The 24,896-nt window shown below is 66.1% G+C and carries 18 protein-coding genes, 1 tRNA gene and 1 pseudogene; 14 read left to right on the top strand and 6 right to left on the bottom strand.

The annotated features are described in order from the left end of the window. A partial coding sequence (locus GY937_11120; GenBank protein MCP5057261.1) for a transposase occupies window positions 1-690 on the bottom strand: 690 nt, incomplete at its 3' end. A 1,612-nt stretch (window positions 691-2,302) separates the two neighbouring features. Between GY937_11120 and GY937_11115 the strand changes: the two are divergent. Further along, a pseudogene (locus GY937_11115) lies at window positions 2,303-3,184 on the top strand (site-specific integrase). A 185-nt stretch (window positions 3,185-3,369) separates the two neighbouring features. On the opposite strand, the gene GY937_11110 reads toward GY937_11115, so the two are convergent. After that, a tRNA-Phe gene (locus tag GY937_11110) sits at window positions 3,370-3,445 on the bottom strand. An 80-nt stretch (window positions 3,446-3,525) separates the two neighbouring features. Beyond that, on the bottom strand, window positions 3,526-4,089 hold the full coding sequence (locus GY937_11105; protein ID MCP5057260.1) for a peptidylprolyl isomerase: 564 nt from the start codon (window positions 4,087-4,089) through the stop codon (window positions 3,526-3,528). A gap of 212 nt (window positions 4,090-4,301) precedes the next feature. Between GY937_11105 and ggt the strand changes: the two genes are divergently transcribed. After that, complete coding sequence (ggt, locus tag GY937_11100) at window positions 4,302-6,086, top strand: gamma-glutamyltransferase (protein ID MCP5057259.1); 1,785 nt, start codon at window positions 4,302-4,304, stop codon at window positions 6,084-6,086. On the opposite strand, the gene GY937_11095 is transcribed toward ggt, so the two are convergent. The 3 genes from GY937_11095 to GY937_11085 form a co-directional block, all read right to left on the bottom strand. Further along, window positions 6,064-8,670, bottom strand: coding sequence for an insulinase family protein (locus GY937_11095; protein ID MCP5057258.1), 2,607 nt, complete (start codon window positions 8,668-8,670; stop codon window positions 6,064-6,066). The genes ggt and GY937_11095 overlap by 23 nt on opposite strands. An 87-nt stretch (window positions 8,671-8,757) precedes the next feature. Continuing rightward, window positions 8,758-9,591 carry a phytanoyl-CoA dioxygenase family protein gene (locus GY937_11090; protein ID MCP5057257.1) on the bottom strand — a complete coding sequence of 278 codons (834 nt, stop codon included), beginning with the start codon at window positions 9,589-9,591 and terminating at the stop codon, window positions 8,758-8,760. Next, a complete protein-coding gene (locus GY937_11085; protein ID MCP5057256.1) occupies window positions 9,588-10,337 on the bottom strand; it encodes a thiamine biosynthesis protein ThiJ in 750 nt (249 codons plus the stop codon). Before GY937_11085 ends, GY937_11090 begins: the two co-directional genes overlap by 4 nt. A 180-nt stretch (window positions 10,338-10,517) precedes the next feature. Between GY937_11085 and hemW the strand changes: the two genes are divergently transcribed. The 12 genes from hemW to GY937_11025 all read left to right on the top strand — a co-directional run bounded on the left by hemW (window position 10,518) and on the right by GY937_11025 (window position 24,880). After that, entirely contained in the window at window positions 10,518-11,690 is a 1,173-nt protein-coding gene (gene hemW / locus GY937_11080; protein MCP5057255.1) for a radical SAM family heme chaperone HemW, read from the top strand. 27 nt (window positions 11,691-11,717) lie between these two features. Next, window positions 11,718-12,854 (top strand): heat-inducible transcription repressor HrcA, encoded by a 1,137-nt coding sequence (gene hrcA / locus GY937_11075; protein MCP5057254.1) that lies wholly within the window; start codon window positions 11,718-11,720, stop codon window positions 12,852-12,854. Between the two features lie 5 nt (window positions 12,855-12,859). Beyond that, on the top strand, window positions 12,860-13,543 hold the full coding sequence (gene grpE / locus GY937_11070; protein MCP5057253.1) for a nucleotide exchange factor GrpE: 684 nt from the start codon (window positions 12,860-12,862) through the stop codon (window positions 13,541-13,543). Window positions 13,544-13,587: 44 nt separating this feature from the next. Then, a complete protein-coding gene (gene dnaK, locus GY937_11065; protein ID MCP5057252.1) occupies window positions 13,588-15,423 on the top strand; it encodes a molecular chaperone DnaK in 1,836 nt (611 codons plus the stop codon). Window positions 15,424-15,494: 71 nt separating this feature from the next. Continuing rightward, the gene (gene dnaJ, locus GY937_11060; GenBank protein MCP5057251.1) at window positions 15,495-16,610 is read left to right on the top strand and encodes a molecular chaperone DnaJ; all 1,116 of its coding nucleotides are present in this window, start codon (window positions 15,495-15,497) and stop codon (window positions 16,608-16,610) included. Further along, a complete protein-coding gene (locus GY937_11055) occupies window positions 16,607-18,715 on the top strand; it encodes a tetratricopeptide repeat protein (protein ID MCP5057250.1) in 2,109 nt (702 codons plus the stop codon). Before dnaJ ends, GY937_11055 begins: the two co-directional genes overlap by 4 nt. Window positions 18,716-18,747: 32 nt before the next feature. Continuing rightward, window positions 18,748-21,171: an endopeptidase La gene (gene lon, locus GY937_11050; protein ID MCP5057249.1), complete on the top strand. Its 2,424-nt coding sequence runs from the start codon at window positions 18,748-18,750 to the stop codon at window positions 21,169-21,171. A gap of 43 nt (window positions 21,172-21,214) precedes the next feature. Then, window positions 21,215-22,168, top strand: coding sequence for a thiamine-phosphate kinase (gene thiL, locus GY937_11045; GenBank protein MCP5057248.1), 954 nt, complete (start codon window positions 21,215-21,217; stop codon window positions 22,166-22,168). 123 nt (window positions 22,169-22,291) lie between these two features. Beyond that, complete coding sequence (locus GY937_11040; protein MCP5057247.1) at window positions 22,292-23,524, top strand: hypothetical protein; 1,233 nt, start codon at window positions 22,292-22,294, stop codon at window positions 23,522-23,524. After that, a complete protein-coding gene (locus GY937_11035) occupies window positions 23,521-24,021 on the top strand; it encodes a chemotaxis protein CheW (protein ID MCP5057246.1) in 501 nt (166 codons plus the stop codon). The genes GY937_11040 and GY937_11035 overlap by 4 nt, the downstream gene beginning before the upstream one ends. Next, a complete protein-coding gene (locus GY937_11030) occupies window positions 24,018-24,386 on the top strand; it encodes a response regulator (GenBank protein MCP5057245.1) in 369 nt (122 codons plus the stop codon). The genes GY937_11035 and GY937_11030 overlap by 4 nt, the downstream gene beginning before the upstream one ends. Window positions 24,387-24,388: 2 nt before the next feature. After that, a complete protein-coding gene (locus tag GY937_11025) occupies window positions 24,389-24,880 on the top strand; it encodes a hypothetical protein (GenBank protein ID MCP5057244.1) in 492 nt (163 codons plus the stop codon). Window positions 24,881-24,896 lie beyond the last annotated feature (16 nt).

Genomic DNA, 24,896 nt, shown 5'->3' with positions numbered 1-24,896 from the left:
TACGCGCGCCACCTCGTCCGGGCTCGGCGGGGGGAGAGGAAGGAAACGGGTCGTGTTGCTCTCGTCGCGGGTGTAGACGCCGTCGAGCGCGAGGGTGTGGAAGTGGAGGTTGAGGTTCAGGGCCGAGCCGAAACGTTGGACGAAAGTGACAGAGCCGCACTGGCTTCGCGGTATGCCCCACTGCCTCTTTGCGCGCCGGCGAAGCGCAGCGAAGAGCGCACGGAGAAAGGCACGCAGGACTTCGCTGGTGAGTGCAGCGTCGTAGGCGCAGCGGAAGCGGAGCGCGTAGGGCAACGTGAGCACCCACTGGCGGATGGGTACTTCCGGAAGGACGCAATCGACGAGATGTGCGGCGGTGTCCGCCATGCGGCGGCCGCCGCATGACGGGCAGAAACCGCGGCGTTTACACGAGAAGGGCACGAGGCGATCGTGGCCGCAGGCGTCGCAGTGGAGCTTCAGGAAGCCGTGAGCGAGGATCCCGCATCGGAGGTACGCGCGCAGCTCCTGCTCGATGAAGCGGGGCGCGGGGTGATCGCATTCGCGGGCGCTTGCCAGGAAGCTCTCGAGCTGCTCGCGGACGACCTCGTGTAATACGGTCTCCTCGGGTCGGTGCCGCTCGTATGCCGGTGCAACACCGGAGGTGCGATGGCCCGGGTGCGAGGGGGAGCCGGTTGCGAGCTCGGTATCCACACCCGGCGAACTCTGCGAACGGTATACCGCCCCAGGAAGAGCCTGTGGAATGCGGGAATTGCCGACCGGGCCAATACGAGGACCGGGCTTCACGCCCACGGGTTTCCCTGGGTTCACGCCGACCGAGGAGGCCTCTCATCTCGGGAGTCCCCAAGAGGCCGAGCAATGCCCAGGCGGCAGCTTTCTCATTCACATCGAGCCGCACGGCGATGGCGCCTCCGGCGGGCTTCCGGTTCGGCGCGTTACTTCGGGCCCGGCGACTTCCATTGCGCCGTCAGTCGTACGCTGTCTCCCCGATACCCCTCGTTCCCGATGTCATCCGACTCCTCGAAGAAAGCGACCCTCTGACTCGCGAGCGCGCAATTTGGGAGCCAGGAGGAGCGCGGCGCGAGCACTGCCACCGCGCGATGAAGAGTGGTGAGCGCACCTTCAATCGGCCCACCGGATGGATCTGGGATGATGTTCGCTACGAGCTCGATCTTTCTAGGTGCAAGGGCACTTCCAGGCGCCGAATCTCTGCGGATTCCCCGCGTGGTGCAGCCTTCCGGGGAGGAACGCGCGGGGTTCTTTCTGGATACGCGTATGGGCGACCCGATGCACCCCATCAGGCCTCCGAAGGTTGCGGCCTCGCGGCGCTCGCGTCGAAGTCGTGGCCGACGACTGATGGGCCAGATTGGGGATTCTGGGGGTTGATGGAGGCGGCAAATCGTAATGCAAGATAAACAGATGGAGGATTCGCTGAGATCCTGAGCTGCAGCGCGGGGTTAGTGCGTGGAGACTGGAATTCCGGCGCGGTGCCGACTCCATCACGTCGGAGGGAAGAAGTGCCGAGGGATTTCGGTGGATCCCGTTGGGTGGATTGTCAACGCATCGCGGCTCTGGTACACCCGATGTGAGCCCGCCAGGAGCCCGTGTTCCGCGCCTTCTCGAGGTGGAACATGAGATCCTTCGCTCCGTCTACGATCGATCCTTCACAACCGGTTTTCCGTTGCCAGCTGGGGGCGTCGGAATGAGCGGGGATCGCGCACAGCACTCGCCCCGCCACCAGCCCGATCTGGCGAAGAGCAGCCCGCTGAATCTTGATGCTCGGCTCGCGCTTTCTCTGGCTGAAGCCGCCCGGACGCTTGGCGTATCCGAGCGTCACCTCCGGAGCATCCTCCCAGAGCTTCCTCACCTCCATCTGGGTGCCCGGGTTGTGATCCCCGTGGACGCGCTTCGCGAGTGGCTCCGGGGCAGGGCAGAAAACGAAGACGCGGCGTCGCAGGGGCTTGCGGACGAAATCCTCCGTGAGCTCGAGAGGTAGCGCGGCAATGACCGAATCCGTCACCGTGGAGTACGATGATCCCCCGCAGAGCAGGGGGGACGAACCATGGCCGCCAAGGTGCGCTGGATGCGCGAGGCCTGGTGGGTCGTCATCCACAAACAGGGGCAGCGACGGAAGAAGCGCATCGGTTCGACGAAGAGGGATCAGCGTCAGGCCCGGGAGATCGCTGAGAGGATCAACGCGGCGCTCATTCTCGGCGTTTCGCCGGGCCAGGAAGAGGAGCAGAAGCCACCGGCGCTCTCCACAGCCGAGGCTCTGGAGAGCTGGCATGCGGCCTATGCGGCGACGATGAAGCCCTCCTACCGCGTCAGCTCGAAGGCGGTGATTCGGCTCCATCTCGAGCCGTTCTTCGGGCACCTCGACGTGCGGGAGATTCGCGAGGAGCACCTGCTCGAGTTTGTGCGCGTGAAGCTCTCCGAGCCGCGCCCAACCCACGCGGAGAAGAGCGTGCCAGCGCCTCCTCTCAAGCCCGCCACGGTGAGGCTCCACCTGGCGATTCTTCGGCGCGTTCTGGGCCTGCTGGAGCGTGAGCAGGTGATCCCGAGAAACCCGGCCAGAGGCATCGGGGAGATCATGCGCCGGGTCGGGCGTGCGGCAGCCACGGAGACCGTGGAGGTCGATCACTGGACCCGCTGGGAGGTCGAGACGCTGCTCACGCTGGCGCGCCGCCGAGAGCCGGGTTTCGCGCCTCTTCTGGTTCTGCTGTTCGCGACAGGGTGTCGCCGTGGCGAGGCGCTCGGGCTTCGTTGGGCCGACGTCGATTTCGATCGCCGGCACCTGACGGTTCGGCGGGCGATCACGAAGGAGGGCACCACGACACCGAAGAGCGGCAAGGCGCGCCGCGTTCCGATGACGCAGGAGCTCGCTGAAGAGCTGTTCGATCTTCTCGCCCAACGCCGGCGGGATTCGATCACACGGGGATGGAGCGACGTTCCCTCGTGGGTCTTCTGCTCAAAGGTCGGAGGAGCTCCCGATCCGAGCAACACCGAGCGCACCTGGTTGCGGCTCCGTCGCCACGCCCAGAAGCACGGTGTGCGGCCGCTCAAGCTCCACTGCGCTCGTCACACATGGGCCACCTTCGCCTTGGCAGCAGGTCGCAACGTTCGTTGGGTGGCGGACGTTCTCGGGCACGCGGATCCCGCTCTCACGTTGCGCGTGTACGCCCACGCGATGCCGGTCGAAGCCGCCGATCTCTCGTTCGCCGAGTTCGGGCGGGGCTCGGAGCGGGAGCGTGGCGACCCCGGACGGCCCTATACGGCCCCTGCATCACAGCCGAGCAATGATGCGTCGCTCGACGAGAAGACCGCCGACGCTGGAAACCCCAACGATTCCGATCCCGTTGCCGACGTTAAGGATGGTGGCCCAGGCCAGAATCGAACTGGCGACACCCGCATTTTCAGTGCGGTGCTCTACCAACTGAGCTACCGGGCCACGGGGCCGCGTAGCGTAGCCACAAAGCTGCGGGCGAGCCAGCGGGGTGAAAGGGCACTGTCCCCTGCGAAATCAAAGGGTTACGAGCTGCCCTCGTCCCATTCGCGGCCTCCTCGGGAGGGCGCCTCGGGCTCGGTTGCTTCCTCTGGAGCGGCGCTCGCAGAGCCGCTTTTTTCGATTCTTGCGTCGAGGAGGACCACGTTGGTCTGGGGGCGGTTCCCCGTGCCGGTTGGAACCCGGCTGATTGCATCGACCACGTCGATCCCTGCCGTGACCTGGCCGATCACGCTGTACTGGCCATCGAGATGGCGGCTGTCTTCGTGGACGATGAAGAATTGGGAACCTGCACTGTTGGGCTGGGCCGTGCGCGCGAGGGCGACGATGCCTCGCACGATGGAGACCTGGCTGAACTCGTCGGGGAGTGTGTAGCCGGGGCCGCCCATTCCATCGTTGGACGGATCGTCGTCCTTGGAGTTGGGGTCGCCCCCCTGGATCATGAAGCCGGGGATCACCCGGTGGAAGAGGGTGCCGTCGTAGAAGTCAGCTTCGGCCAGGGAGATGAAGCTCTCGACGTTCTTCGGGGCGAGGCCGGGGAGGAGTTCGATCCGGATCTCACCGAGGTCGGCGATCTCGAGGATCGCGATGTCTCGAGGCGCTGCAGCTTCGGGCACGGGGATGACCGGCGCGGCGGCGCGGGGTTCCGGATGTTTCGTGGCAGCCGCGTCCGTTTCGACGTTGTCCTGACTTCCGCAGCCGATCGCAAACCCAATTGCCAACAGGCCGACAAGCGCCAAGAGGCCTCCCAGCCAACCGCGTCTTTCTCGCTTCACTCCCCACCCCCTGGTAGCGTTCCCTCATGCAAGGTCCCACGTCGAGTCTCTGGAGTGTAGGGAGGAGCGCCGCGTTTGCCGGCCTCCTGATCGCGTTGTCGTTGGCGCAGGGCGCCCAGGGGGCTGCGCCTGCGCCGACGCGTAGCCGCGGCGGAATGGTTGCAAGCCCCCAGAAGGATGCGACGCGCGCCGGGGTCGAGATGCTCGAGGCCGGCGGCAATGCGGTCGATGCCGCGGTCGCCACGGCTTTCGCGCTTTCGGTGACGGATGCCCATCACTCCGGAATCGGCGGCGGAGGCTTCCTGCTGATTCGATTGGCCGATGGACGCACCATTGCTCTCGATGCTCGCGAAACCGCGCCCGCTGCAGCCACAGCGGAGATGTATCTGGCGGAAGGTCTTCCCGAGCATGCTTCGCGCATTGGTGGGTTGGCCGTGGGCACGCCAGGACTCGTGCGCGGGTTGACTGAGGCGCTCGCTGAATACGGCACGCTGCCCCTTGCGCGGGTGATGGAGCCGGCAATCCGGCTGGCTGAGGAGGGCTTCGCGGTCGGGCCTCGCCACACCGCGAGCATCGCGTTCTGGCAAGGGCTGGGCATCGCCGCGCATTTCCCGGAGACGGCGCGCATCCAACTTCCCGCCGATGGCAGCCCGATCGAGCCTGGCTTCCGGCTGGTGCAGACCGACAAGGCGAAGACCTTGCGCGCAATCGCGGCGCGAGGAGCTGACGCGTTCTATTCCGGTGAGATTGCCGAGGCGATCGTCGCCGCCACACGCGCCTACGGCGGCATCCTCACGCTAGAGGATCTGGCGGGCTACACCACGCGCACGCGAGAACCCATTCGCGGCAGCTACCGCGGCCATGAGGTTCTCTCCTTCCCTCCGCCGTCGTCCGGCGGTGTCGCCCTCGTCGAGATGCTGAACATCGTCGAGCCCTACGATCTGGGAGCGATGGGGGCAGGGTCTTCCGCCAGCCTGCACCGGATTGCCGAAGCGATGAAACTCGCCTTCGCCGATCGGAACACCTTCCTGGGTGATGCAGATTTCGTGGACGTTCCCGTTGCCTGGCTGATCTCGAGTGAGCGGGCTGATGCGCTGCGTTCGCTCATCAATCCGGCCTGGTGGAAGCGTGCGCCCTGGACCTGGGGACGCCCGGAAAACGCGATCCAGGTCGAAGCACCTGGCGAGCCGCCCCATGGCGGAGGGACGACCCACCTCTCGGTCACCGATGCAGCGGGCAACGCAGTTTCCATCACCCAGACGATCAATCTGATCCTCGGCTCCGGGATCACCGTACCCGGCACGGGAATCCTGTTGAACGACGAGATGGATGATTTCTCGATCGCGCCCGGGACGCCCAACGCCTTCGGCTTGATCGATACCCGCGGCGCGAATGCGATCGCCCCGGGCAAGCGCCCACTCTCGAGCATGACACCGACGATCCTCGTGAAGGATGAGAAGGTCCGCATGGTCACCGGCAGTCCCGGCGGCCCCCGCATCATCACCACGACACTCCAGTCGATCGTGAATGTCATCGACTACGGAATGGACGTACAGGAGGGGCTCAATTTCCCGCGCTTCCATCACCAATGGGTACCGGACAGGCTGTTGGTCGAACCCGCGACCCCCGCCGACGTGGTAGACGCACTCCGCGACCGCGGGCATGTCGTGGAGATCTCCAAGCGCAACTGGTCCAGCGCGCAGGCGATCGTCGTGGACCCGGATGGCGTGCACCTGGGCGCAAGCGATCCCCGTGGCGACGGACGAGCCCAGGGCCCCTCCGCCCCGTCTAGCTCTCTTCGGGGCGAATGATGGCGAGGGTGGAGGCTTCGAAATCGATGACGCGTTCAGCGACGCGCCTGACGTCTTCGGCCGTGACGCTCCGGACCTGCTCCGGGTAGAGAGAATGCGCTTCGGGGCCCAGGCCGTAGCGGGTGTCGAGGGCCAGCTGGAGGGCGCGACTGCTACTGCGTTGGGCGTCGATGGCGTGGTGCCCGATCAAGTAGCGGCGTGCCCGTTCGAGTTCGGGTTCCGGCACGGGCTCGGAGGCCGCGCGACGTAACTCGTCGGCGATGCCGCTCTTGGCTTGCTCGAGCTTTTCCGGTGCGGTCGCGATGTAGACAGCGAAACTCCCGGGCGCGACGCCTTCGACATTCACGGCGGTGACCGAGTAGGCGAGGCTTTGACGGTCGCGGAGTTCGAGGAAGAGCCTTCCGCCCTGGCCGGCCAGGGCCTGGGAGAGCATTTCGAGGGCGATCCGATCCGGGTCGTGAACCGTGAGGCCGCGGAAGCCCATCACCAGATGGGCCTGGGCCCGATCCTTGAATTCCTCGGCAACGCGAATGCCGGGTGCCCGGGGTTCCTCTGCCGGAAGCGTCGCGCCGAGATCGCTTCCAGAGGGAAGCTCACCGAGACGGCGTGAGAGTTCGCCCGCCGCTTCGTCCGGGTCGATGTCCCCAGCGACCGCCACGACCAGGTTGTTGCCGCCGACGATCTCGCGATGGGCCGCCTCGAGGGCCTCTCGGTCGAAGCGCGTCACCGTCTCGACCGTACCTGAGAGTGGAAGGCGATAGGGGTGGCGTCGGAATTCGGTGCGACTGAAGAGGTCGAAGGCCCGGGCGGAGAGTCGATCCTCGCGCCTCGCAATGGCGGCCAGCGTGTCCCGCCGTTCGCGCTCGATTTCGTCAGCCGCAAAGCCCGGCGAGAGGATGGCCTCGCAGAAGAGATCGAGGACGGGCAGGAATTGCTCCCGGGTCGCGTCCATCGTCAGGCCGGAGCTGTTGCGCCCGGAGAACCCATCGACATCACCCGCCAGGTTCTCGACCTCGCGGGCGAAATCCGCGGAGGATCGGCCCTGCGTACCCCGCAGCCACATGCCCGCAAGAAAGCCCGCCAGGCCGGCGGACTCTTCGGTCTCGGAGAGTTGGCCGCCTAGCATTGCAGCGCGAACGGCAACCACGGGAACGTCCGGTCGTGGCGTTACGACGAGTCGGGCGCCACTTGCGAGGGTGTAGGTCTGGATCTCTTCGCTGCGAGCGCTTCCGGTCGATTTGGCGGCCGGGGAGCGCGCTTCGTGTTGCGGGGCGGCTGCTGCTCGTGTGGCCCGTTCTCCGGCGCGTTGCACGGCGGCACGGATGCCCTCTTCATTCACGGCGCCCGTTCCCTCCGGGAGCACGCCGGCAATCGAGAGGGATTGGCTCCCCAGGTAGGCAACGGCTACGCGTTGCAGATCCTGGGCGGTGGCCGTGCGCACGGCCTCCAGGTAGCGATCCGCCTGCCGATGATCTCCCGCCAAGACCTGGAAACTACCGAGCTTCCGCGCCATGCCCGAAACGCTTTCGCCCTCCCAGGCTTGGCTCGCCAGGAAGTTGGCGCGGGCGCGCTCGAGTTCTGCCTCGCTCACAGGCTCGTGGCGCACACGCTCGGTCTCGCGCACGATGGCCTCGACGACGTTTTCGGTTTGCTCCGGCTCGAGATCGACGGTGGAACCGAACAACCCCGGCTCGAACGGCGTGTAGCAGGAAGCGTCGATGCGATCGCAGAGCCCGGCTTCCTCTTTCACCCGCCGTACGAGGCGTGAGCTTTCTCCGCCACCCAATACGTAGGCCAACAGATCGAGGAGCGGGGTGTCCGGATGGGCCAGGTTCGTTGCGGGCCAGGAAAGGTCCAGGCAGGCGCGTTCGAAGGGGCGGCGCTCGAGCGCGACACGCAGGCCCTCTTGAGAGGACTCGGCGGCGCGCCCACGTGTTGGCGCAGGCGTTTCTGCCTTCGAGAAGGCGGCGGCGATCTGCTCGCGCATCCATCCCGTCTCGAAATCTCCCGTGGCGACCACCACGAGGTTCGTAGGCGTATACCAACGACGATAGAAGGCGCGCAGCCTCTCCGGCGTCAGAGACGCCACGCTCTCGCGACTGCCCAGGATTGGAGCCCGATAGGGATGGGTTCGATAGGCGGTGGAGAAGATGAGGTCCGACAGGACGTGGTGGGGCTCATCCTCTGAACGGCGGATCTCTTCCAGCACCACCTCGATCTCCCGACGTGTCTCCTCCGGGTCGAAGAGCGAGTGTTGGGTGGCATCCGCCAACACGTCCAGACCCACCGCGATGGCATCGCTCGGAAGTGTGGCGTGGTAGCAGGTCGTATCGAAGGAAGTCCAGGCGTTGATGCGCCCGCCTACGCCCTCGAGGGTGCCCGCGATTTCGCCGACGCCCCGGGTCTCCGTGCCCTTGAAGAGCATGTGCTCATGGAAGTGGGCGAGGCCGGCTTCGCCGGGTCCTTCGTCTGCGGCACCGACCTGCGCCAGCACCTGGATTTCCGCCACCGGGGCGACATGGGCTTCGCGCAGGAGGAGGGTAGGGCCTTCGGGCAGGGTCTCGACGTGAACGGGGGCGTGCATCGGGGCAGGATAGCGCTCGCCGGCGGGGGGCTCAGCGCCTCCGGGGGGCTCGATCTGGCCACAGGACCTCGCGGAGGGCGGGGCCCCTCAACTCCCGCCCGCGCTCGGAGGCCGGCCACCCACGAGAACCGGGAATTGTCTGCCCTCAGCGGCTGTAGGGGAATGGCTGAGTTCCCCTTGGGCGTTTTGGACAACGAGCCGAGCCCCGTCCGGCGCGAACTGGACGATGTACGCCTTTCGGATTCCGTCGCTGCGGTTGGGTCCGGTTCGGTGGGGCGTCAGGCTGGAGAAGACGACGATGCTCCCTGCCCGAGCCGGCGCGGGCAGGCCCTCGTGCTCGTCAGAAAGGCAGCGGAACCCGAGGTCGGTGAGCTCGTGGCCGAGGGTCCCTTCGCGATGCAGGCCGGGTGCGACTTCCGGGCAGCCGTTCTCCGGGGTGGCGTCGGTCAAGGCCACCCAGCAGGTCAGATATTGCTGGGGCTCGATGTACGTGTAGCCATTGTCCTGGTGCCAGGGGAAGGGATCGGCGGTGCCCGGCTTCTTGTACACCGCCTGGTCCCAGTAGAGCCGGACATCGGGGCCAATCACATCCGCCACGATGTCGCGGAACAACTCCGAACTCACGAAGTTCCTGAGCGTGTCGGACTTCGTCACGAGATGGGTCGTGAAGGTGATCTCGTTGGACCGCGCGATGAAGAGCTTGCCGTCCTTGCATGTACGAAGGAAGGCTTCCGTCTGCGCTTCGAAGGGGTCGATCTCCGAAACGACGCGTTCCAGGACGTCGGCGGGAATCACGTCCTCCATGACGAAGTAGCCCTTCTCGTTGTAGAGATCGGCCTGGGCCTGGCTGAGCGTTCGGAATGGACCCTGGATCGGATGCCAGTCGAAGCCCTGGTTGAGTTCGTGTCGGGGAAGGCTCACCCTGGCTCCAGTCGCTTCATCAAGCGTTTCGTGAAGAGGTAGGCGTCGCCGGGCCACCGAGCGGAAACATACAGGTCATCCTCGACGACGAATGCAGGGGAATCGTCCTCGTTGGTCCCCCGGGTTCCGATCGTGATCGGGCCCCTCTCGAATTGCGCGTCTGCATCATCGAGGGCCGCGCGAACTTCGGCTTCGACATAGGCAGGGTAGGTCCGGTAGTAACGCCCGAGCTTCCAGAAGGTGAGAGCGTAGGCGAGGGCTTCCATGTAGCGGGGCAGACAGGTCGTACGATGTGACGCCAGGACGCTCCGGCCGGTCGCCGGGTCTCGCGTTCGCGCCAGGACGAGGACACCGTGGCAGATGGCTCCGATCGGGCGGGCGAGGCCGCAGAAGCTGGCGACGCGCTCCTGGAGCAGCTCACTTGCCAGGAATTGGCGCATGCCGGGCGCGTGCCCGCCTGGAAGCAGGAGCGCATCGAACTCCTGCATCGCGAGATCCTTCCAGCGCAGGGGATTCCGGAAGCCGGACCCCGTTTCCATCTCGCGGTAGAACGCGCGGGCTTCCGGCTCGGCGCCGAGTTGGCCGAAGAGGACGCCCGTGAGAAGCAGGGGATCTGCTTCGGCAGCGCGGCCCTCTTCGGTCGCAAAGACGACCTCGTGCCCTGCCTCGGTGAGGAGGCGCCACGGTACAGCGACTTCGGTCACGTCGAAGTCGAGATCCGGGAGCGGGACGAGGACGCGCGCCATGGCCGGGGCGTAGCACGGCTCGAGCGCTGGCACACCAGGAGGCCGACGTCGTACCCGATGTCGTATCTGCCAGGCGGTAGCAGCGCTCTGAAGTGTGCGCGCCCGGTTGCGAGGCGTTGCCGCCCTCCCAGCCTACCTGCGGCAGGCAGAACCCGCCGAGTGGACTGATAGTATGGCAACGTGACGCAGGAGGACATCGGAGTCTACGTCCACGTGCCATTTTGTGAGCGCGTGTGTCCCTACTGTGATTTCGCGGTCGTCGCTCGGCGTGTCGTGGATCCAGCCGAGGAGGCGCGCCTGGTCGCGGCTCTCCACGCGGAGCTCGGTGCCCGGGCGCCCGCGTATGCGGGGCGCCGTCTCGTGACGCTCTACTTCGGCGGCGGGACGCCGTCACTGCTCCAACCCGCGTCGATCGCAGGCCTGATCGATGCGACCCGGGCGCAATGGAATCCGAGCGATGATCCCTTGGAGATCACGCTCGAGCTCAACCCGAGCACCATCGAGCGCGAACGGTTGCCGGCCTTTCGAGACGCCGGTGTGAATCGCCTCTCGATCGGCGTGCAGTCCTTCGACGATGGCTGCCTGCATCGGCTGGGCCGTGCCCACCGGGTGGAGGAGGCCCACCGAACGCTCGCGGCCGCCCGTGAGGCGGGCTTCACCGATCTATCCTTGGATCTGATCTTTGGCGTGCCGGGCCAGGATCTCCAGGGGGTGCGCGAGGACGTACGCGCGGCGCTTGCCTACCGGCCCGAGCATGTTTCGGCCTACGGGCTGACGGTGGAGGAGGGCACACCCTACGCAACCGCCGTGGCACGCGGCCAGCTCGAGCCGCCGGATGACGAAACCGGAGCCGCCATGATGGAGGCCGTTTCCGCGGATCTCGGAGCCGCCGGCCTGGAGCGATACGAGATTTCCAACTACGCCCGGCCGGGATACGAGGCCCGCCACAACCGGCGCTATTGGCGTCGGGAGCCGGTCTTGGGGATCGGCGTTGGCGCTCATTCCAGCGAGGCGGCGGGCCCCGGCACGCCCTTCGGGGCGCGCCGCGCCAACGAGCGCCAGTTGGCCGCCTGGTTGGCCCGGATCGAGAGCGGCGGCGGCGCCCATCCACCCGAGGTCGACGTGCTGACCGAGCGGGCGGCTCGTGCCGAGGCGGGTTTTCTTGGGCTCCGAACCCGACCGGGTCTGAATCGGCACGGTTTCGAAGAGGAATTCGGCCTGCTGCCCGATGTCTGCTGGCCGGTGCTTCGGGAACTTCGGGAGGCCGGATTGCTCGAGGAGGTCGATGACGCGTGGCGGCTCACCCTACGGGGCTGGCTGCTCTCGGATACGGTATTCGAGCGACTCGTGTAGGGCTTTCGTTGACGCTCCGACGGGCCGATGGTATGGGTCAGCTATCTGATTTCATTGGGTTTTCCGGTCCACGGGCAATCGTGGACGGACCCCGAGGGGCGATTCGTTCTGTCCGATCTTCCGCACACGCAATCCCCGCACGGCCCGCTTCTCTCGGGTCGCCAGGGCCAGGTGATGAACGTCGTGGTTTCGTCCTACGTCGGAGAGGCCGCGCCGGTGGCCTCGGACACGATTTCCGCCCTCCTGCCCGTGGCGCTCTCTTCAGCGAGTGTGCGAACGACCCTTGCTGAACTCGGCGAGCTTTCGCTCGTCATCAAACCGCACCGTTCTGCCGGAAGCATGCCGACGCTCGATGGCTTCCGCGTCTACGTGGACCAATTGCTCGAGCCGCGTGGCCTGGGCCCTTACGAAGAGCGCGACGTTGCAGGTCAGCTCGAATCGGAGGCGGCGCCGGGTCTGGCGACCGGGATTTCACGATTGCTTTCGCAACGCACTCGCCAGATGGGCTTCGTCCTCGCACCCCGTCTGGAGCGCGCCGTGATGCGGCATGTGAGCTTCGTTCGTGTCTCCTCCGAGCGTGTGCTCTGCGTGCTCGTCTCGAGCGACGGTGCGGCCTATCAACGCATCTTCGACCAGGTCGGCCGGAGGGATCAATCCCACCTGGATCGTCTGGCCGCCACGCTGAACGAGCGAATCGTCGGGGAGACGCTGCCTTCCCTCCGACGCAGGCTACTCGAAGAGGCGGACGATCTACGCGGAGAGTCGGATCTGCTGCTCGAGCGCGCCTTGCGCCTCGGTCGGTCGGCCTCCGGCTCCGAAGAGGAAGGCGAGGTGCTGGTGGCCACCTGGCTCGCATTGCTCGAACAACCCGAGTTCCATGACGTCGAGCGCGTCCGCGCACTCCACGCCGCGCTCGAGGAGAACGAGCGCCTCGTCGAGGTGATCGATCACGTTCTTCGGGATGACGGCGTGACGATCGCGTTTGGTGATGATACCGGGGAGCCGGCCCTGAAGGGCTGCGTCGTCGTCGCGGCGCCCTATGGAACGGGCGAGCACCGCAGTACGCTCGGTGTCATCGGTCCGAGCCGGCTCGACTACGCCCGGGTGGTACCGCTGGTGGATTGTGTGTCGCGTCTCGCGACGGACTGGGTGGGAGCACAATGAGTCAAGTGGGTGATGACAAGGAGCGGAGTGAAGGCTGGGAGGCCCTCACCGAAGAGCCGTCCGAGGGGACCCTCGCGCCGAGTGCCGAGCTCGAGGATGCGCTGCGCGAGGCGGCCGAGGCCGTCGAAGCCCGAGAAGAAGAACGCAACCAGCCCAAGGGCGATGGGCCCGCGTTCGCTGTGCCGAGAGAAGCACATGAGCGCGTGCTCGAAGAGCTGGAGGGCCAGAAGGAGGCCGGCCTGCGGATGCAGGCCGATTTCGAGAATCTCCGCCGTCGATCTCTCCGGGATCGACAGGACGCTCACGCGTATGGCCACGAGGGGCTGGCACGGGATCTCCTCGGCACCGTGGACGATCTCGAGCGCGCCATCGAACACGCAAAATCCAGTGGCCGCGGGGATTTCGAGAGCATCTTGCAGGGTGTCGAGCTGGTCCGGAAGGAGCTCCTGACGGCTCTCGCCCAGCACGCGGTCACCCCTGTAGAGGCAGAGGGGATGGCTTTCGACCCGAATGTGCATGAGGCCATGGCCCAGGCGGAGAGCGAAGAGGCCGAGGCAGGCACGGTTCTCCAGGTGCTTCAGCCTGGCTATCAGCTCCGCGATCGGCTTCTTCGGCCTGCCCGGGTCGTAGTTTCGCGAAAGCCCGAGGCCGAACTGGCCGAAAAGCCCGAGGACGAGAGCGAAGAGTAGGCGGGGTGGCTCGAGGGTCGCCCGGTCTGGAGGGGCGGCGTTCGATGAGCAAGGTCATTGGGATCGACCTGGGAACTACCAACTCGTGTGTCTCCTTGATGGAGGGCGGCGAGCCGCAGGTAATTCCCAATGCGGAGGGTGCGCGCACGACGCCCTCCATGGTTGCCTTTACCGAACAGGATGAAATCCTGGTTGGGCAGGTGGCGAAGCGACAGGCCGTCACGAATCCGGTGCGGACGCTCTATGCCGTGAAGCGATTGATCGGGAGCAAGTTCGATGCGGAAGTGGTCACCCGCTTCGCCGAGCATGCACCCTTTGATATCGAGGCCGCCGAGAACGGCGATGCCTGGCTGCGTATCGGCGATCGCCTCTGCTCGCCGCCCGAGATCCAGGCCATGGTGCTCGGGAAGATGAAAGAGGTCGCCGCCGAGTTTCTCGGTGAGGATGTGACGGATGCCGTGATCACGGTTCCCGCCTACTTCAACGATGCCCAGCGCCAGGCCACCAAGGACGCGGGCAAGATCGCTGGACTGAACGTCCTGCGCATCATCAACGAGCCCACCGCCGCGGCGCTTTCCTATGGCATCGGTGACGAGAGCGACGACGACAAGATCGTCGCAGTCTTCGACCTCGGCGGTGGTACCTTCGATATCTCGATCCTCGAGCTCGGGGACGGTGTCTTCGAGGTGAAGAGCACCAACGGCGATACCCACCTGGGCGGCGAAGATTTCGATCAGCGCATCGTCGACTACTTGATCGAGAGCTTCCAGGAGGCCGAGGGAATCGATCTCCGTGAGGACAAGATGGCGTTGCAGCGGCTCAAGGAAGCCGCGGAACGTGCCAAGCACGAGCTTTCCTCTTCGCCCGAGACGGATTTGAACCTGCCGTTCATTGCGGCGGATGATTCCGGGCCGAAGCATCTGAACGTGACGGTCACCCGCGAGCGCCTCGAGGCGTTGGTGGCGGATCTCGTCGACCGCCTGGTGGAGCCTTGCGAGACCGCGGTCGAGGATGCGGAAATCGCAAAGGACGGGATCGATGAGGTGATCCTGGTGGGCGGCATGACCCGCATGCCTCGCATCCAGGAGAAGGTCGCGGAGATCTTCGGCAAGAAGCCTCACAAGGGCGTGAACCCGGATGAGGTGGTTTCCTCGGGTGCTGCCATTCAGGCCGGCGTGTTGAAGGGTGAGGTCGAGGACGTACTGCTCCTCGATGTCACGCCCCTCTCTCTGGGCGTCGAGACCCAGGGCGCTGTGTTCACCAAGATCATCGAGAAGAACAGCACCATTCCCGTGAAGAAGAGCCAGGTGTTCTCGACGACCGAGGACAACCAGAACGTCGTGCGGATCCACGTGCTCCAGGGCGAGCGCGAGATGGCCGCGGACAACAAGAGCCTCGGCCGCTTCGAACTGATTGGCGTTCCGCCGGCGCCTCGGGGCGTTCCGCAGATCGAGGTCAGCTTCGAGATCGATACGGACGGCGTCGTGAGTGTTTCGGCGAAGGATCTCGGGACGAGCAAGAGTCAACAGATCCGCGTCACGGCCTCATCGGGTTTGAGCACCGATGAGATCGACCAACTCGTGGACGAGGCCAACGCGAACGCCGATGCCGACAAGGAGCGCCGCGGCATGGTCGACCTGGAGAACAAGGCCGACGGCCTTGCCTACAGCACCGAGCGGACGCTCGAAGAATATGCCGAGCACATTGCCGAGGAAGACCGGCTGGCACTCGAGGCCGCCGTCGAGAAGACCCGTGCCGCGCTGGGTGGCAACGATGTCGCCTCCCTGGAAAGCGCCATCGACGAGCTGTCGGCCCTTTCCTACCAGATGACCGAGACGCTTTACGCCACCCTCGGCGAGGAAGAGGAAGACGAAGAGTAGCGGAAAGAACGTCCTGTTCCCCGCGGGGGCGCTTGACCTTCGGGCAACAGTGACGATCTTCCCGCCCTCGCATGGCCAAGCGTGATTACTACGAGGTGCTGGGTGTCTCTCGAGGCGCCTCGGGCGAAGAGCTCAAGAGCGCATACCGCAAGCTCGCCCTGGAGAATCATCCGGATCGCAATCCCGATGACGCTGCGGCAGAGGAGCGCTTCAAGGAATCCTCCGAGGCCTACGCGGTCTTGTCCGACGACGCCAAGCGCTCCCAATACGACCAGTTCGGTCATCAGGGAATGGGAGCCGGGGGGCCTGGCGGCTTTCCCGGGGGCTTCCAGGATGTCGGGGATCTGTTCAACGATCTGTTCGGTGATCTCTTCGGCGGGCGAATGGGCGGGCGCGGCGGTCGGGGTCGCGGGCAGCGAGGGGCCGACCTCCGATACAACCTGGAGATCGATCTGCTCGACGTCCTCGAGGGCAAGGAGGTTTCCCTCGACCTCCCGAAGATGATGGTCTGCGAAACCTGTACCGGTTCAGGTGCCCAGGAGGGCTCCGAGCCGGAGCGTTGCGGGCGTTGTCAGGGCACGGGGCAGGCGATCTTCCAGCAAGGGCTCTTCCGTATCAGTCGGCCTTGTGATGCCTGTGGCGGCGAAGGCTTCGTCGTGCGCGATCCGTGCAACGATTGCCGGGGAAGTGGGCGCAACGAAGGTCAGAAGACGATCAAGGTGCGGATCCCGGCCGGCATCGAGGAAGGCATGCGTCTGCGTGTCGCCGGCGAAGGTGAAGCCGGCATTTCCGGTGGCTCGCCTGGCGATCTGTACGTGGTGGTGCACTTGACGGAGCATCCCTTCTTCGAGCGTGACGGCTCGGACCTTCTCGGCGAAGTTCCTGTTCCGCTCGTCCATGCTGCGCTCGGGACCGAGGTGGAAGTGCCGACCCTCGAGGGCAAGGTGAAGATGCGGATTCCGGAAGGCACCCAGCCCGGCAAGGTCCTTCGCCTCCGGGGGAAGGGCCTTCCGTCGCTCAATGGAAGCGCCCGCGGCGACCAATTGGTGCGCGTCTTCGTCGAGGTCCCGACGAAGCTCACCGGCCGACAGCGGGAGTTGCTCGAGCAATTCGCCGAAGAAACCGGAACCGATGTTTCGCCCGTTACCAAGGGCTTCCTCGACAAGCTCCGGGATCTCTTCGATTGAGGCGGGGGGCCTTCGGCAGCGCGGTGGTCTTGTTTGGCGCCCTGCTCCTGATCGGTTGTCAGTCGCCACTGGATCGCAGAGGCGCTCTCGGTCGAGCCGCCTACCTCGATGCCCTGGCCGTGCTGGCGGGCGACGAGGTCGCCGGCCGGGATGCCCTTGGCACGTTCCTCCAGGCGAACCCGAACAGCCTGTATGCGGATGACGCGGCGCTGCGTCTGGCCGAACTCGCGCTCGCCGAGGGCCGCTCCGCCGAGGCCCGGCGCCATCTCGAGTGGGCCGTGCAGCAACACCCCAATGGTGACAAGAGCGATGCGATCCGGTTGGAGCTGGCCGGCGTGGAACTCGACGCGGGTGAGACCGAGGCGGCAGCGCGCACGGCCGAGGCCATCCGCATCTCCCTGCTGGATGCGGAGCGAAGACGGCGCGCCCATCGCCTCAAAGCGGCCGTTGCTCGTGCGGGCGGCGACTCCGATGGGGAGCTGCGTTGGCTCGGCCGGGTTCGCGCCGATCAGGAGGAGCCCGAGGAGACGGCGCGGGTCGAGGCGCGCATCGATGAACTCCTCGCCGGTCTCGATGGCCCAGGCCTGGAGCAGGCGGGCCAGAGCCTGGGCCGTCGCCAGCCGGCTGGCCGGCTGTGGCTCTACCGGGCCGAGCGCGCCCTGGCGGAGGGCAACCGGTCGGCAGCCCAGGCTGCGTTCGCCCGAGCCGAACGGTTGCCCCTGACACCCCCCGAAGCCGGGCGCCTCGCGCATCTGAAGGCGCGCCTGGCACGGGCCAACACGCCTGGATCCAACGAACTCTCCGGCTGGAACCCGGCCGACGGCAGCGGAACCTGGGCCTTGCCTGACGAAGCCGCAACCCTCGGTGTGGTGCTCCCCCTTTCCGGGCCCTATGCCGAGTTTGGACGAGAAGCCCTTCAGGGCGTGTTGATGGCCACCGGGCTGTTCGATGACGGCCGCCCCGCGCCCTCAGCGCTTCGCCTCCTGGTTCGCGATAGTGGCGGAGACGCGGACCGTGCCGCAGCCGGTGTGGCCGAGCTCGCGGCCAATTCCGAAGTGATTGCCTGCATCGGTCCCTTGCTCGCGTCCTCGGCCGAAGCGGCCGCTCCCCTGGCCGAGGCGCGGGGGTTGCCGCTCGTCACGCTGACCCGCCGCGAGTCCGTGGCCGAGCTCGGTCTTCATGTTCTGCGCGTCGGTGCGACGCCGCGTCTCGAGGTGGAGCGGGTTGCGGCCTACGCCGCAGAGACCCTGGGTCTGCGCCGGTTCGCGATCCTCTATCCGGACGACCCGACCGGGCGGGCCCAGCGCGCTGCCTTCTGGGATGCGGTCGAAGCCCGTGGCGGTCAGGTCGTGGGCGTGGGCCGCTACGCATCCGACGCCACGGATTTCCGGGATCCCATCCGGCGCTTGATCGGTTTCGAGTTCTTGACCGGGGGCCAACAGCAGGCTCTGGCTGAGCGCGGACGATTGCGGAAGCGTGCGAAGCGGCTCCCGCCCGAGGAGGCCGCGGAGCTTCGCGCCGAAGCCGCGGAACTCGTGGCACCGGATGGTGCTCCGCTCCCGCCCTTCGTGGATTTCGAGGCGTTGTACATTCCCGACGCCCACGAAAACGTCGCCCTCATCGCGCCTCATCTGGCCTTCCATGAGGTTCGCGGTGTTCGTTTGTTGGGAACGGCGGGCTGGAACCACCCCGATCTCGTGGAAATCGGCGGCCAACACGTGAACGGCGCCGTGTTTGCGGCTCCTTTCTATGCGGCGAGCGAGAATCCCTTCACGGCCGAGTTCACCCGGCGCTTCGTGTCGACTTACGATGCGGAACCGGGCGTTCTCGCTGCCCAGGCCTTCGATGCCGCCCACCTCGTTGCCATGCAGATCACCCGCGGTTCCCATGGCCGGGAGGCCGTCTTGAACGGCATGCTCCAGGCGAAGGGAGTTGTCGGGGCATCGGGCGTTCTTTCGATGGGTAGCGATGGGTCCGCACTTCGCCGGCCGAACCTGCTGGGTGTCGAACGAGGCAAGATCATTTCCGTCGATGAGACCGGTGTTGCACCCTATTTGCGCATGCCTGAAACCGAAACCGACGGGGCAATCGACCCCGCGGCTTAAGCGTCTTCCCCGAAGCGTCGAAACGCACCGGGATGGCAACCGACACCTCCTCCTCCTTCGATTTCGGCATTCCGGACGAACTCCCGATCCTCCCGCTCCGCGAGTTCGTGGTGTTCCCCTACATGGTGCTGCCCATTTTCGTTTCGCGAGAGCGAAGCATTGCGGCGGTCGAGGACGCGCTGGCGGGCGATCGGCTCGTCCTGTTGACCGCCCAGCGCAACGCGGACATCGAGGATCCCGACGCCGACGATCTGCACCGGGTTGGCACCGTGGCCATGGTAATGCGGATCTTGCGCTTGCCGGATGGTCGCGTGAAGGCGTTGGTGCAAGGACTCACCAAGGCGCGCATCGAATCCTTCGTGGATAGTGAACCGGCCACCTGGGCCGCGGTTTCCGCTTTGCCCGAAGAGGCCGAGGGCGAGTGGTGCGTCGAAGCCGAAGCGTTGATGCGCACGGTGCGGAGCCGGGTCGAGGAATTGCTTCCCTTGAAGAACCTCCCGCCGGAGGTGCTCTCGATCACCGCCAACGTTTTCGAGCCGGGCCGCCTGGCGGATCTCGTTGCATCCAACCTGAAGCTTCGGCTGGGCGAGGCCCAGGAAGTGCTCGAAGTCGTCGATCCGATTGCGCGCCTGCGCAAGGTCGATCGCCTGCTGCGCCGCGAGCTGGATGTCACGACCATGCAGGCGGAGATCCAGAGTCAGGCCAAGGAGGAGATCAGCCGAGGTCAACGCGAGCACTACCTTCGCGAGCAGCTACGGGCGATTCAGACCGAGCTCGGCGAGGTCGATCCCCGCATGGAAGAATCCGCCGAGTACCGGATGAAGATCGAGGAGGCGGCGCTTCCGCCAGAGCCCCTCGAAGAAGCGATGAAGCAGCTTCGCCGTTTCGAGCGCATGCATCCCGACGGGCCCGAAGCCCAGGTGGTGCGCAGCTACCTCGAGTGGATGACCGATCTGCCCTGGTCGCGGACATCGCCGGATCGGCTCGATCTGGCCCAGGCCCGGGAGATCCTGGACCAGGACCACGCCCATCTGGAGGGCATCAAGGATCGTATTCTCGAGTTCCTCGGGGTGCGCAAGCTGCGCGCGGATTCACGGGGCTCGATCCTGTGTTTCGTCGGGCCGCCTGGCGTCGGCAAGACTTCCCTCGGCCGTTCGATCGCCCGGGCCATGGGACGCGAGTTCGTGCGCATTTCCCTTGGTGGTGTGCGGGACGAGGCCGAGGTGCGAGGCCATCGACGGACCTACGTCGGCGCGTTGCCCGGCCGCATCATCCAGGGCCTGAAGCAAGCCGGTACGAGCAACCCGGTCTTCATGCTCGACGAGATCGACAAGCTCGGGAACGACTACCGCGGCGATCCCTCCTCGTCGCTCCTCGAGGTGTTGGATCCGGAGCAGAACAGCAAGTTCAGTGATCATTACCTGAACGTGCCCTTCGATCTTTCCGGAGTGTTCTTCGTGGCGACGGCCAACCTTCTCGAATCGGTTCCCGGGCCGCTGCGCGATCGCATGGAAGTGATCCGGGTGCCGGGCTACACGCCGGAGGAGAAGCTCGACATCGCGCGCTCCTATCTCGTACCCCGCCAGGTCGAGGAGGCGGGCCTTCCCTCGGATCGGATCCAATGGTCCGATTCCGCACTTTCCAGGATCGTCACGGACTACACCTACGAGGCCGGCGTTCGCGGGCTCGAGCGGCAGATTGCAGGCGTTTGTCGGAAGGCGGCGCGTCGCGCGGCCGAAGGCGACGAGCGTTCGCTGCGCGCGGACAAACGTTCGCTGGTGAAGTACCTCGGCCCGCCGCGGTTCGCCCAGGACGAGATCAGCAGCGAGGGCGAGGTCGGCGTCACCAATGGTCTTGCTTGGACTGAGGCCGGTGGCGACGTGCTGAGGGTCGAAGCCGCGACGACACGGGGTCGGGGGCTGGTGCTCACCGGCCAGCTCGGCGACGTGATGAAGGAATCCGGATACGCCGCTCTCACCTGGGCGCGATCGCGGCTGACCGAGCTGGGCGCGGGCGGCACGCGGCTCGAGCGCAACGAAGTGCATGTGCACGTGCCGGCGGGAGCGATCCCGAAGGATGGTCCCTCTGCAGGCGTCACGATGGCGGCAGCGATGATCTCGCTGGCGACCGGTGTGCCCTTGCGGCCGGATGTGGCGATGACCGGAGAGGTCACCCTGGTGGGCAAGGTCCTGCCGGTGGGGGGCGTCCGGGAGAAGGCACTGGCTGCGCTTCGCGCTGGCATCAAGACCGTGATCCTTCCGGAGCGGAACCTGGCCGATGTGAAGGAGATTCCGCGAGAGGTCGCCCGCCGCATCCGCTTCGTCGGCGCCTCCCATATGAATGATGTCCTGGAGGTCGCGCTCGACGGCAAGCTCCCCGGGCGCAAGCGGGCGGTCCGAAGGAGCAGCCCCCGAACGGCTCGGAGCACCGCGGCGACGGCCAAGCCCCGAAGCTGACGCCCGAATCCCATCCAGCGCGTCTGCGCCCTACACTCGGGATGTGAAGCTCCGGCAGCTGGGAGAGTTCGGACTGATCCAGCGCATCGAGCGCGAGGCCAGGCGTATCCAGGGTGCCGGGGTCGCCCTCGGCATTGGTGACGATGCCGCGTTGCTGCGAGCCAAGACGGGCGAAGATGTTGCCGTGACGAGTGACGCTTTCGTCGAAGGCGTTCATTTTCGCTTCGATCACGAATCTCCACGTACCGCTGGTCGCCGCGCCCTGGCTGCCACGCTCTCGGATCTGGCCGCAATGGGTGCGCGGCCGCTCGGCTTCACCCTGTCACTCTCCGTCGCACCGAGCCGCGACGCGGATGTCGTGCTCGCGGTCGTCAAGGGTGGCCTGGATGTGGCGGCCGAATACGCGTGTCCACTCGTTGGCGGAAACGTCACGGCGTCGAAGGGCTTCGAGCTGCATGCGACGGCGCTAGGCGCTGTTACCCGGGGCCGTGCGTTGCAGCGCGCCGGAGGCCGGCCCGGGGATCGCCTCTTCCTTTCCGGGCCCCTGGGTCAAAGCGCGTTGGAGCGAGCGAGGGGGCGGGTCAGGCATGTGCCCGAGCCCCGCATCGCCTTGGGCCGGGCGCTTGCCTGGACCGGCCGGGTCAGCGCTTGCATCGACATCTCCGACGGTGTCCTCGCGGATCTGGCGCATCTATGCCGGGCCTCCGATGTCGGGGCGCGCCTGCGCGTCTCCGCGCTTCCGCGACCTCCTGGTTTCGAGGCCGCCTGCCAGCGTGTGAAGCGCGACCCTGAAGATCTTCTGCTCTCCGGTGGTGAGGACTACGAACTGCTCTTCAGCGTGCGGGGTTCCGCTCCCATCGATCTCCCGCCTGAGCTGCGCTCCAGGACCTCGCTGTCGCCGGTCGGTGTCCTGGCCCGAGGGGGTCTCGAGCTGGTGGGGGGCCAGGGCTGGGAAGCGGACGGTGGGCCTGAAACGGGGGGTTGGAGGCACTTCTGAGGGCCGCCTGCGATCTACTCGCACTCGGGTGTTCACACCGGCGGCGCATCAAGAAAGCGTCCGGGGGCGCCGATACCCGGGGGTGTGAGGCTCTCCCTGTCCCACAAATTTGCGATTGGTTCGGTGCTGGTCGCCTGCGTCGTGCTGCTCATCCCGTGGCTGCTCGAGCAGTGGGGTGTGCCCATGGCCGCCTGGGCCCGGCCGTTCCTGGCCCTGGGTGCGGGTGGCATCCTGGCCTGGGCCATCTCGGCGCGCATTGCCGGGGGCTATCGCCCGGTGCTGGAACTCTCAGAGCGGATCCTGGACGGAGACCTTCGGGAGGGACTGCCCGTCACCGTGGGCCGGTTCCCCGACGAGAGCAGTGAGCTTGCCCGCAACATGGCGGGGGCCGTCCAGCGCCTGCGCGAGGTGATGGCCGGAATCCAGCGCAACGCAGAGCAGGTCGATCACGGTGTCGACACCCTGCGAGGTGCGGTCAGCGGCGTGCATACCTCTGCAGAGGATACGACGAGCACGCTCTCCGAGATCTCCAAGGGAGCGACTCAACAGCAGGTGTTGATCGGCGACGTCACCCGTTTGATCAACGACATCGCCTCGGCCATCGAGGTGAATGCCTCTCGCGCTCGGGAAGCGTTCGGTTTCGCCGCGGAGGCCAACCAGAAAGCCAACGCTGGCGTCGATGTATCGCGCCTCGCCATCGAGAAGATGCGCAGCGTGTTCGAACGCGTCGAGCAAGCGGGTGGCAACGTCTTCCAACTCGAAGCGAAGACGCGCCACGTCCACCAGATCACCGAGATGATCACCAGTGTGGCCTCGCGCACGAACCTTCTCTCGCTGAACGCGTCCATCGAGGCCGCACGGGCCGGCGAGGCTGGACGTGGATTCGCGGTGGTTGCAGACGAGATCCGAAAGCTCGCGGAGAGTGCGGCACGCAGCGCCGACGAGATCTCGAAGCTCGTCGGAGAGATCGAGGCTGATACCCAGAGCGTGGCCGACGAAATGCGCGAATCCGGGCAGATGATTTCCGAGGGGCGCGAGGACGTGAATACCATCGCAGCCTCCCTGGAGCAGATCCGCTCTGCGGTCGGTGAGGCGGCAGGGCGTGCGGAGGAAATCTTCCAGGAGGCCGACGACCAGGCCCGCGATGCGGAAACCATGGTGCAATCCATGGACGAAGTGGCGAAGGTTTCCCTGGTAAACGCTTCGGCTGTCGAGGAAGTGGCCGAACTGGCGCGGCAGCAGCAAGAGGCGGTGGCCGAGATGACAGGGGCGTCCGGCTCTCTGGCGGAGCTTTCCGGCGATCTGGCCGAGATGGTAGGCCGGTTCGAAACCGGCACAGCGACGGAGGAGGGATGAGCGAGCCCGCTTCCGCATCCCTCGACGAGTTCGGAGACCGCCTGCTGGCCTTCGAACTCTGCAACGCACTCTACGCGGTGCCGATTGCCGACGTGGTCGAAGTGACCGAACTCCATCAGCTCGCGTCGGTTCCCATGGTGCACCACAAGGTTGGCGGTGTCGTGAACTACCACGGAGATGCCGTGCCGATCGTTTTCGGCGACGCGCTTCTCCAGACAGAACGACCTCAGTATGCCGAGGTTCGACCGCTCTTGATCCTGGCCAGGGATCCCGACGATCCCAATCGCTACGGCGTGCCGGTCGACAAGATCGTAGGCCTGATCGACGGCCCGGCGGCCCACGCGCTCGATGCGGAACCCATCGCAGAGCGAAGGCCCCTCGCGGGTCGCATGGTCAGCCTGCTCGATCCGAAGCGTCTGCTCGAACGAGCAACGGAAGTGATCTCGCGTTCGGTGGCGAATGGCGCTGCGGAACCAACCCACGGGGAATCAATATGAAGAGAATCCTGATTGCCGATGATGCGTCCTTCATGCGGCAGATGATCCGAGACATCATCGAGCCCGAAGGCTATGAGGTGGTGGGCGAGGCTGCGGACGGAGTCGAAGTCATCGACCAGTTCCTGGACCTCCGCCCCGATCTCGTGATGATGGACATCGTGATGCCGAAACGTTCCGGTATCGATGCGGTGAAGGCCATCAAGGTCGAGGACCCGGGCGCCACGGTGGTGATGTGCAGCGCCCTCGGCCAGGAGATGCTGGTCATGGAGGCGATCGAGGCGGGTGCCAAGGACTTCATCGTGAAGCCCTTCAAGCCCGACGCAGTGCTCACGACGCTCGGCAAGGTGCTCGAGAAGGAAGACTGAGCTTGGATCTCGCCAAGTACAGGGCCCTCTTTCTCGAAGAGGCGACGGATCACCTCGCAGAGATGAGTCGAGCGCTCCTCGTGCTCGAGAAGCGGCCGGATGCGGCCGAGGCCATCGACGAGGCCTTCCGCATGGCCCACTCGATCAAGGGCATGGCGGGATCTCTCGGCTACGACGCCATCACAGAGCTTTCTCATAGGCTCGAAGACACGATGGAGCGCTTTCGGGCGGCGGGAGTCGTGCCGGCCGGCGAGGGCGGCATGGCTCTGCTCTTCGCGGGCCTCGAAGGCCTCGAGACGATGGTGGCCGCAGTGCGCGCCAACGGCGAGGCTTCAGCGCCGGATTCCGAGCTCCTGAGTCGCCTCAAGGGTGAGTGCGATGCGCAACCCGTGGATCCGCAGCCGGCGGATCCGCGCTCCGAAGCCCCGCATTCCGGAGATCCGGGTTCGTCGCGGTCTCGGGAACCAGACCCAAAAAAAGCGGCGATGTCGTAGCACCCGAGGCCGGGGC

The organism is bacterium, from assembly GCA_024228115.1.
Lineage (GTDB): Bacteria > Myxococcota_A > UBA9160 > UBA9160 > UBA6930.
The sequence above is the reverse complement of the archived record's forward strand: the minus strand, read 5'-3'. Positions and strand labels throughout refer to the sequence as shown.

Excerpts from the sequence above, each read along its gene's own strand:
- GY937_11095 (MCP5057258.1), bottom strand. The coding sequence starts at position 8,670 with ATGCACGCCCCCGTTCACGTCGAGACCCTGCCCGAAGGCCCTACCCTC.
- GY937_11085 (MCP5057256.1), bottom strand. The coding sequence starts at position 10,337 with ATGGCGCGCGTCCTCGTCCCGCTCCCGGATCTCGACTTCGACGTGACC.
- GY937_11035 (MCP5057246.1), top strand. The coding sequence starts at position 23,521 with ATGAGCGAGCCCGCTTCCGCATCCCTCGACGAGTTCGGAGACCGCCTG.
- dnaK (MCP5057252.1), top strand. The coding sequence starts at position 13,588 with ATGAGCAAGGTCATTGGGATCGACCTGGGAACTACCAACTCGTGTGTC.
- GY937_11030 (MCP5057245.1), top strand. The coding sequence starts at position 24,018 with ATGAAGAGAATCCTGATTGCCGATGATGCGTCCTTCATGCGGCAGATG.
- lon (MCP5057249.1), top strand. The coding sequence starts at position 18,748 with ATGGCAACCGACACCTCCTCCTCCTTCGATTTCGGCATTCCGGACGAA.
- hrcA (MCP5057254.1), top strand. The coding sequence starts at position 11,718 with ATGGTATGGGTCAGCTATCTGATTTCATTGGGTTTTCCGGTCCACGGG.
- ggt (MCP5057259.1), top strand. The coding sequence starts at position 4,302 with ATGCAAGGTCCCACGTCGAGTCTCTGGAGTGTAGGGAGGAGCGCCGCG.
- dnaJ (MCP5057251.1), top strand. The coding sequence starts at position 15,495 with ATGGCCAAGCGTGATTACTACGAGGTGCTGGGTGTCTCTCGAGGCGCC.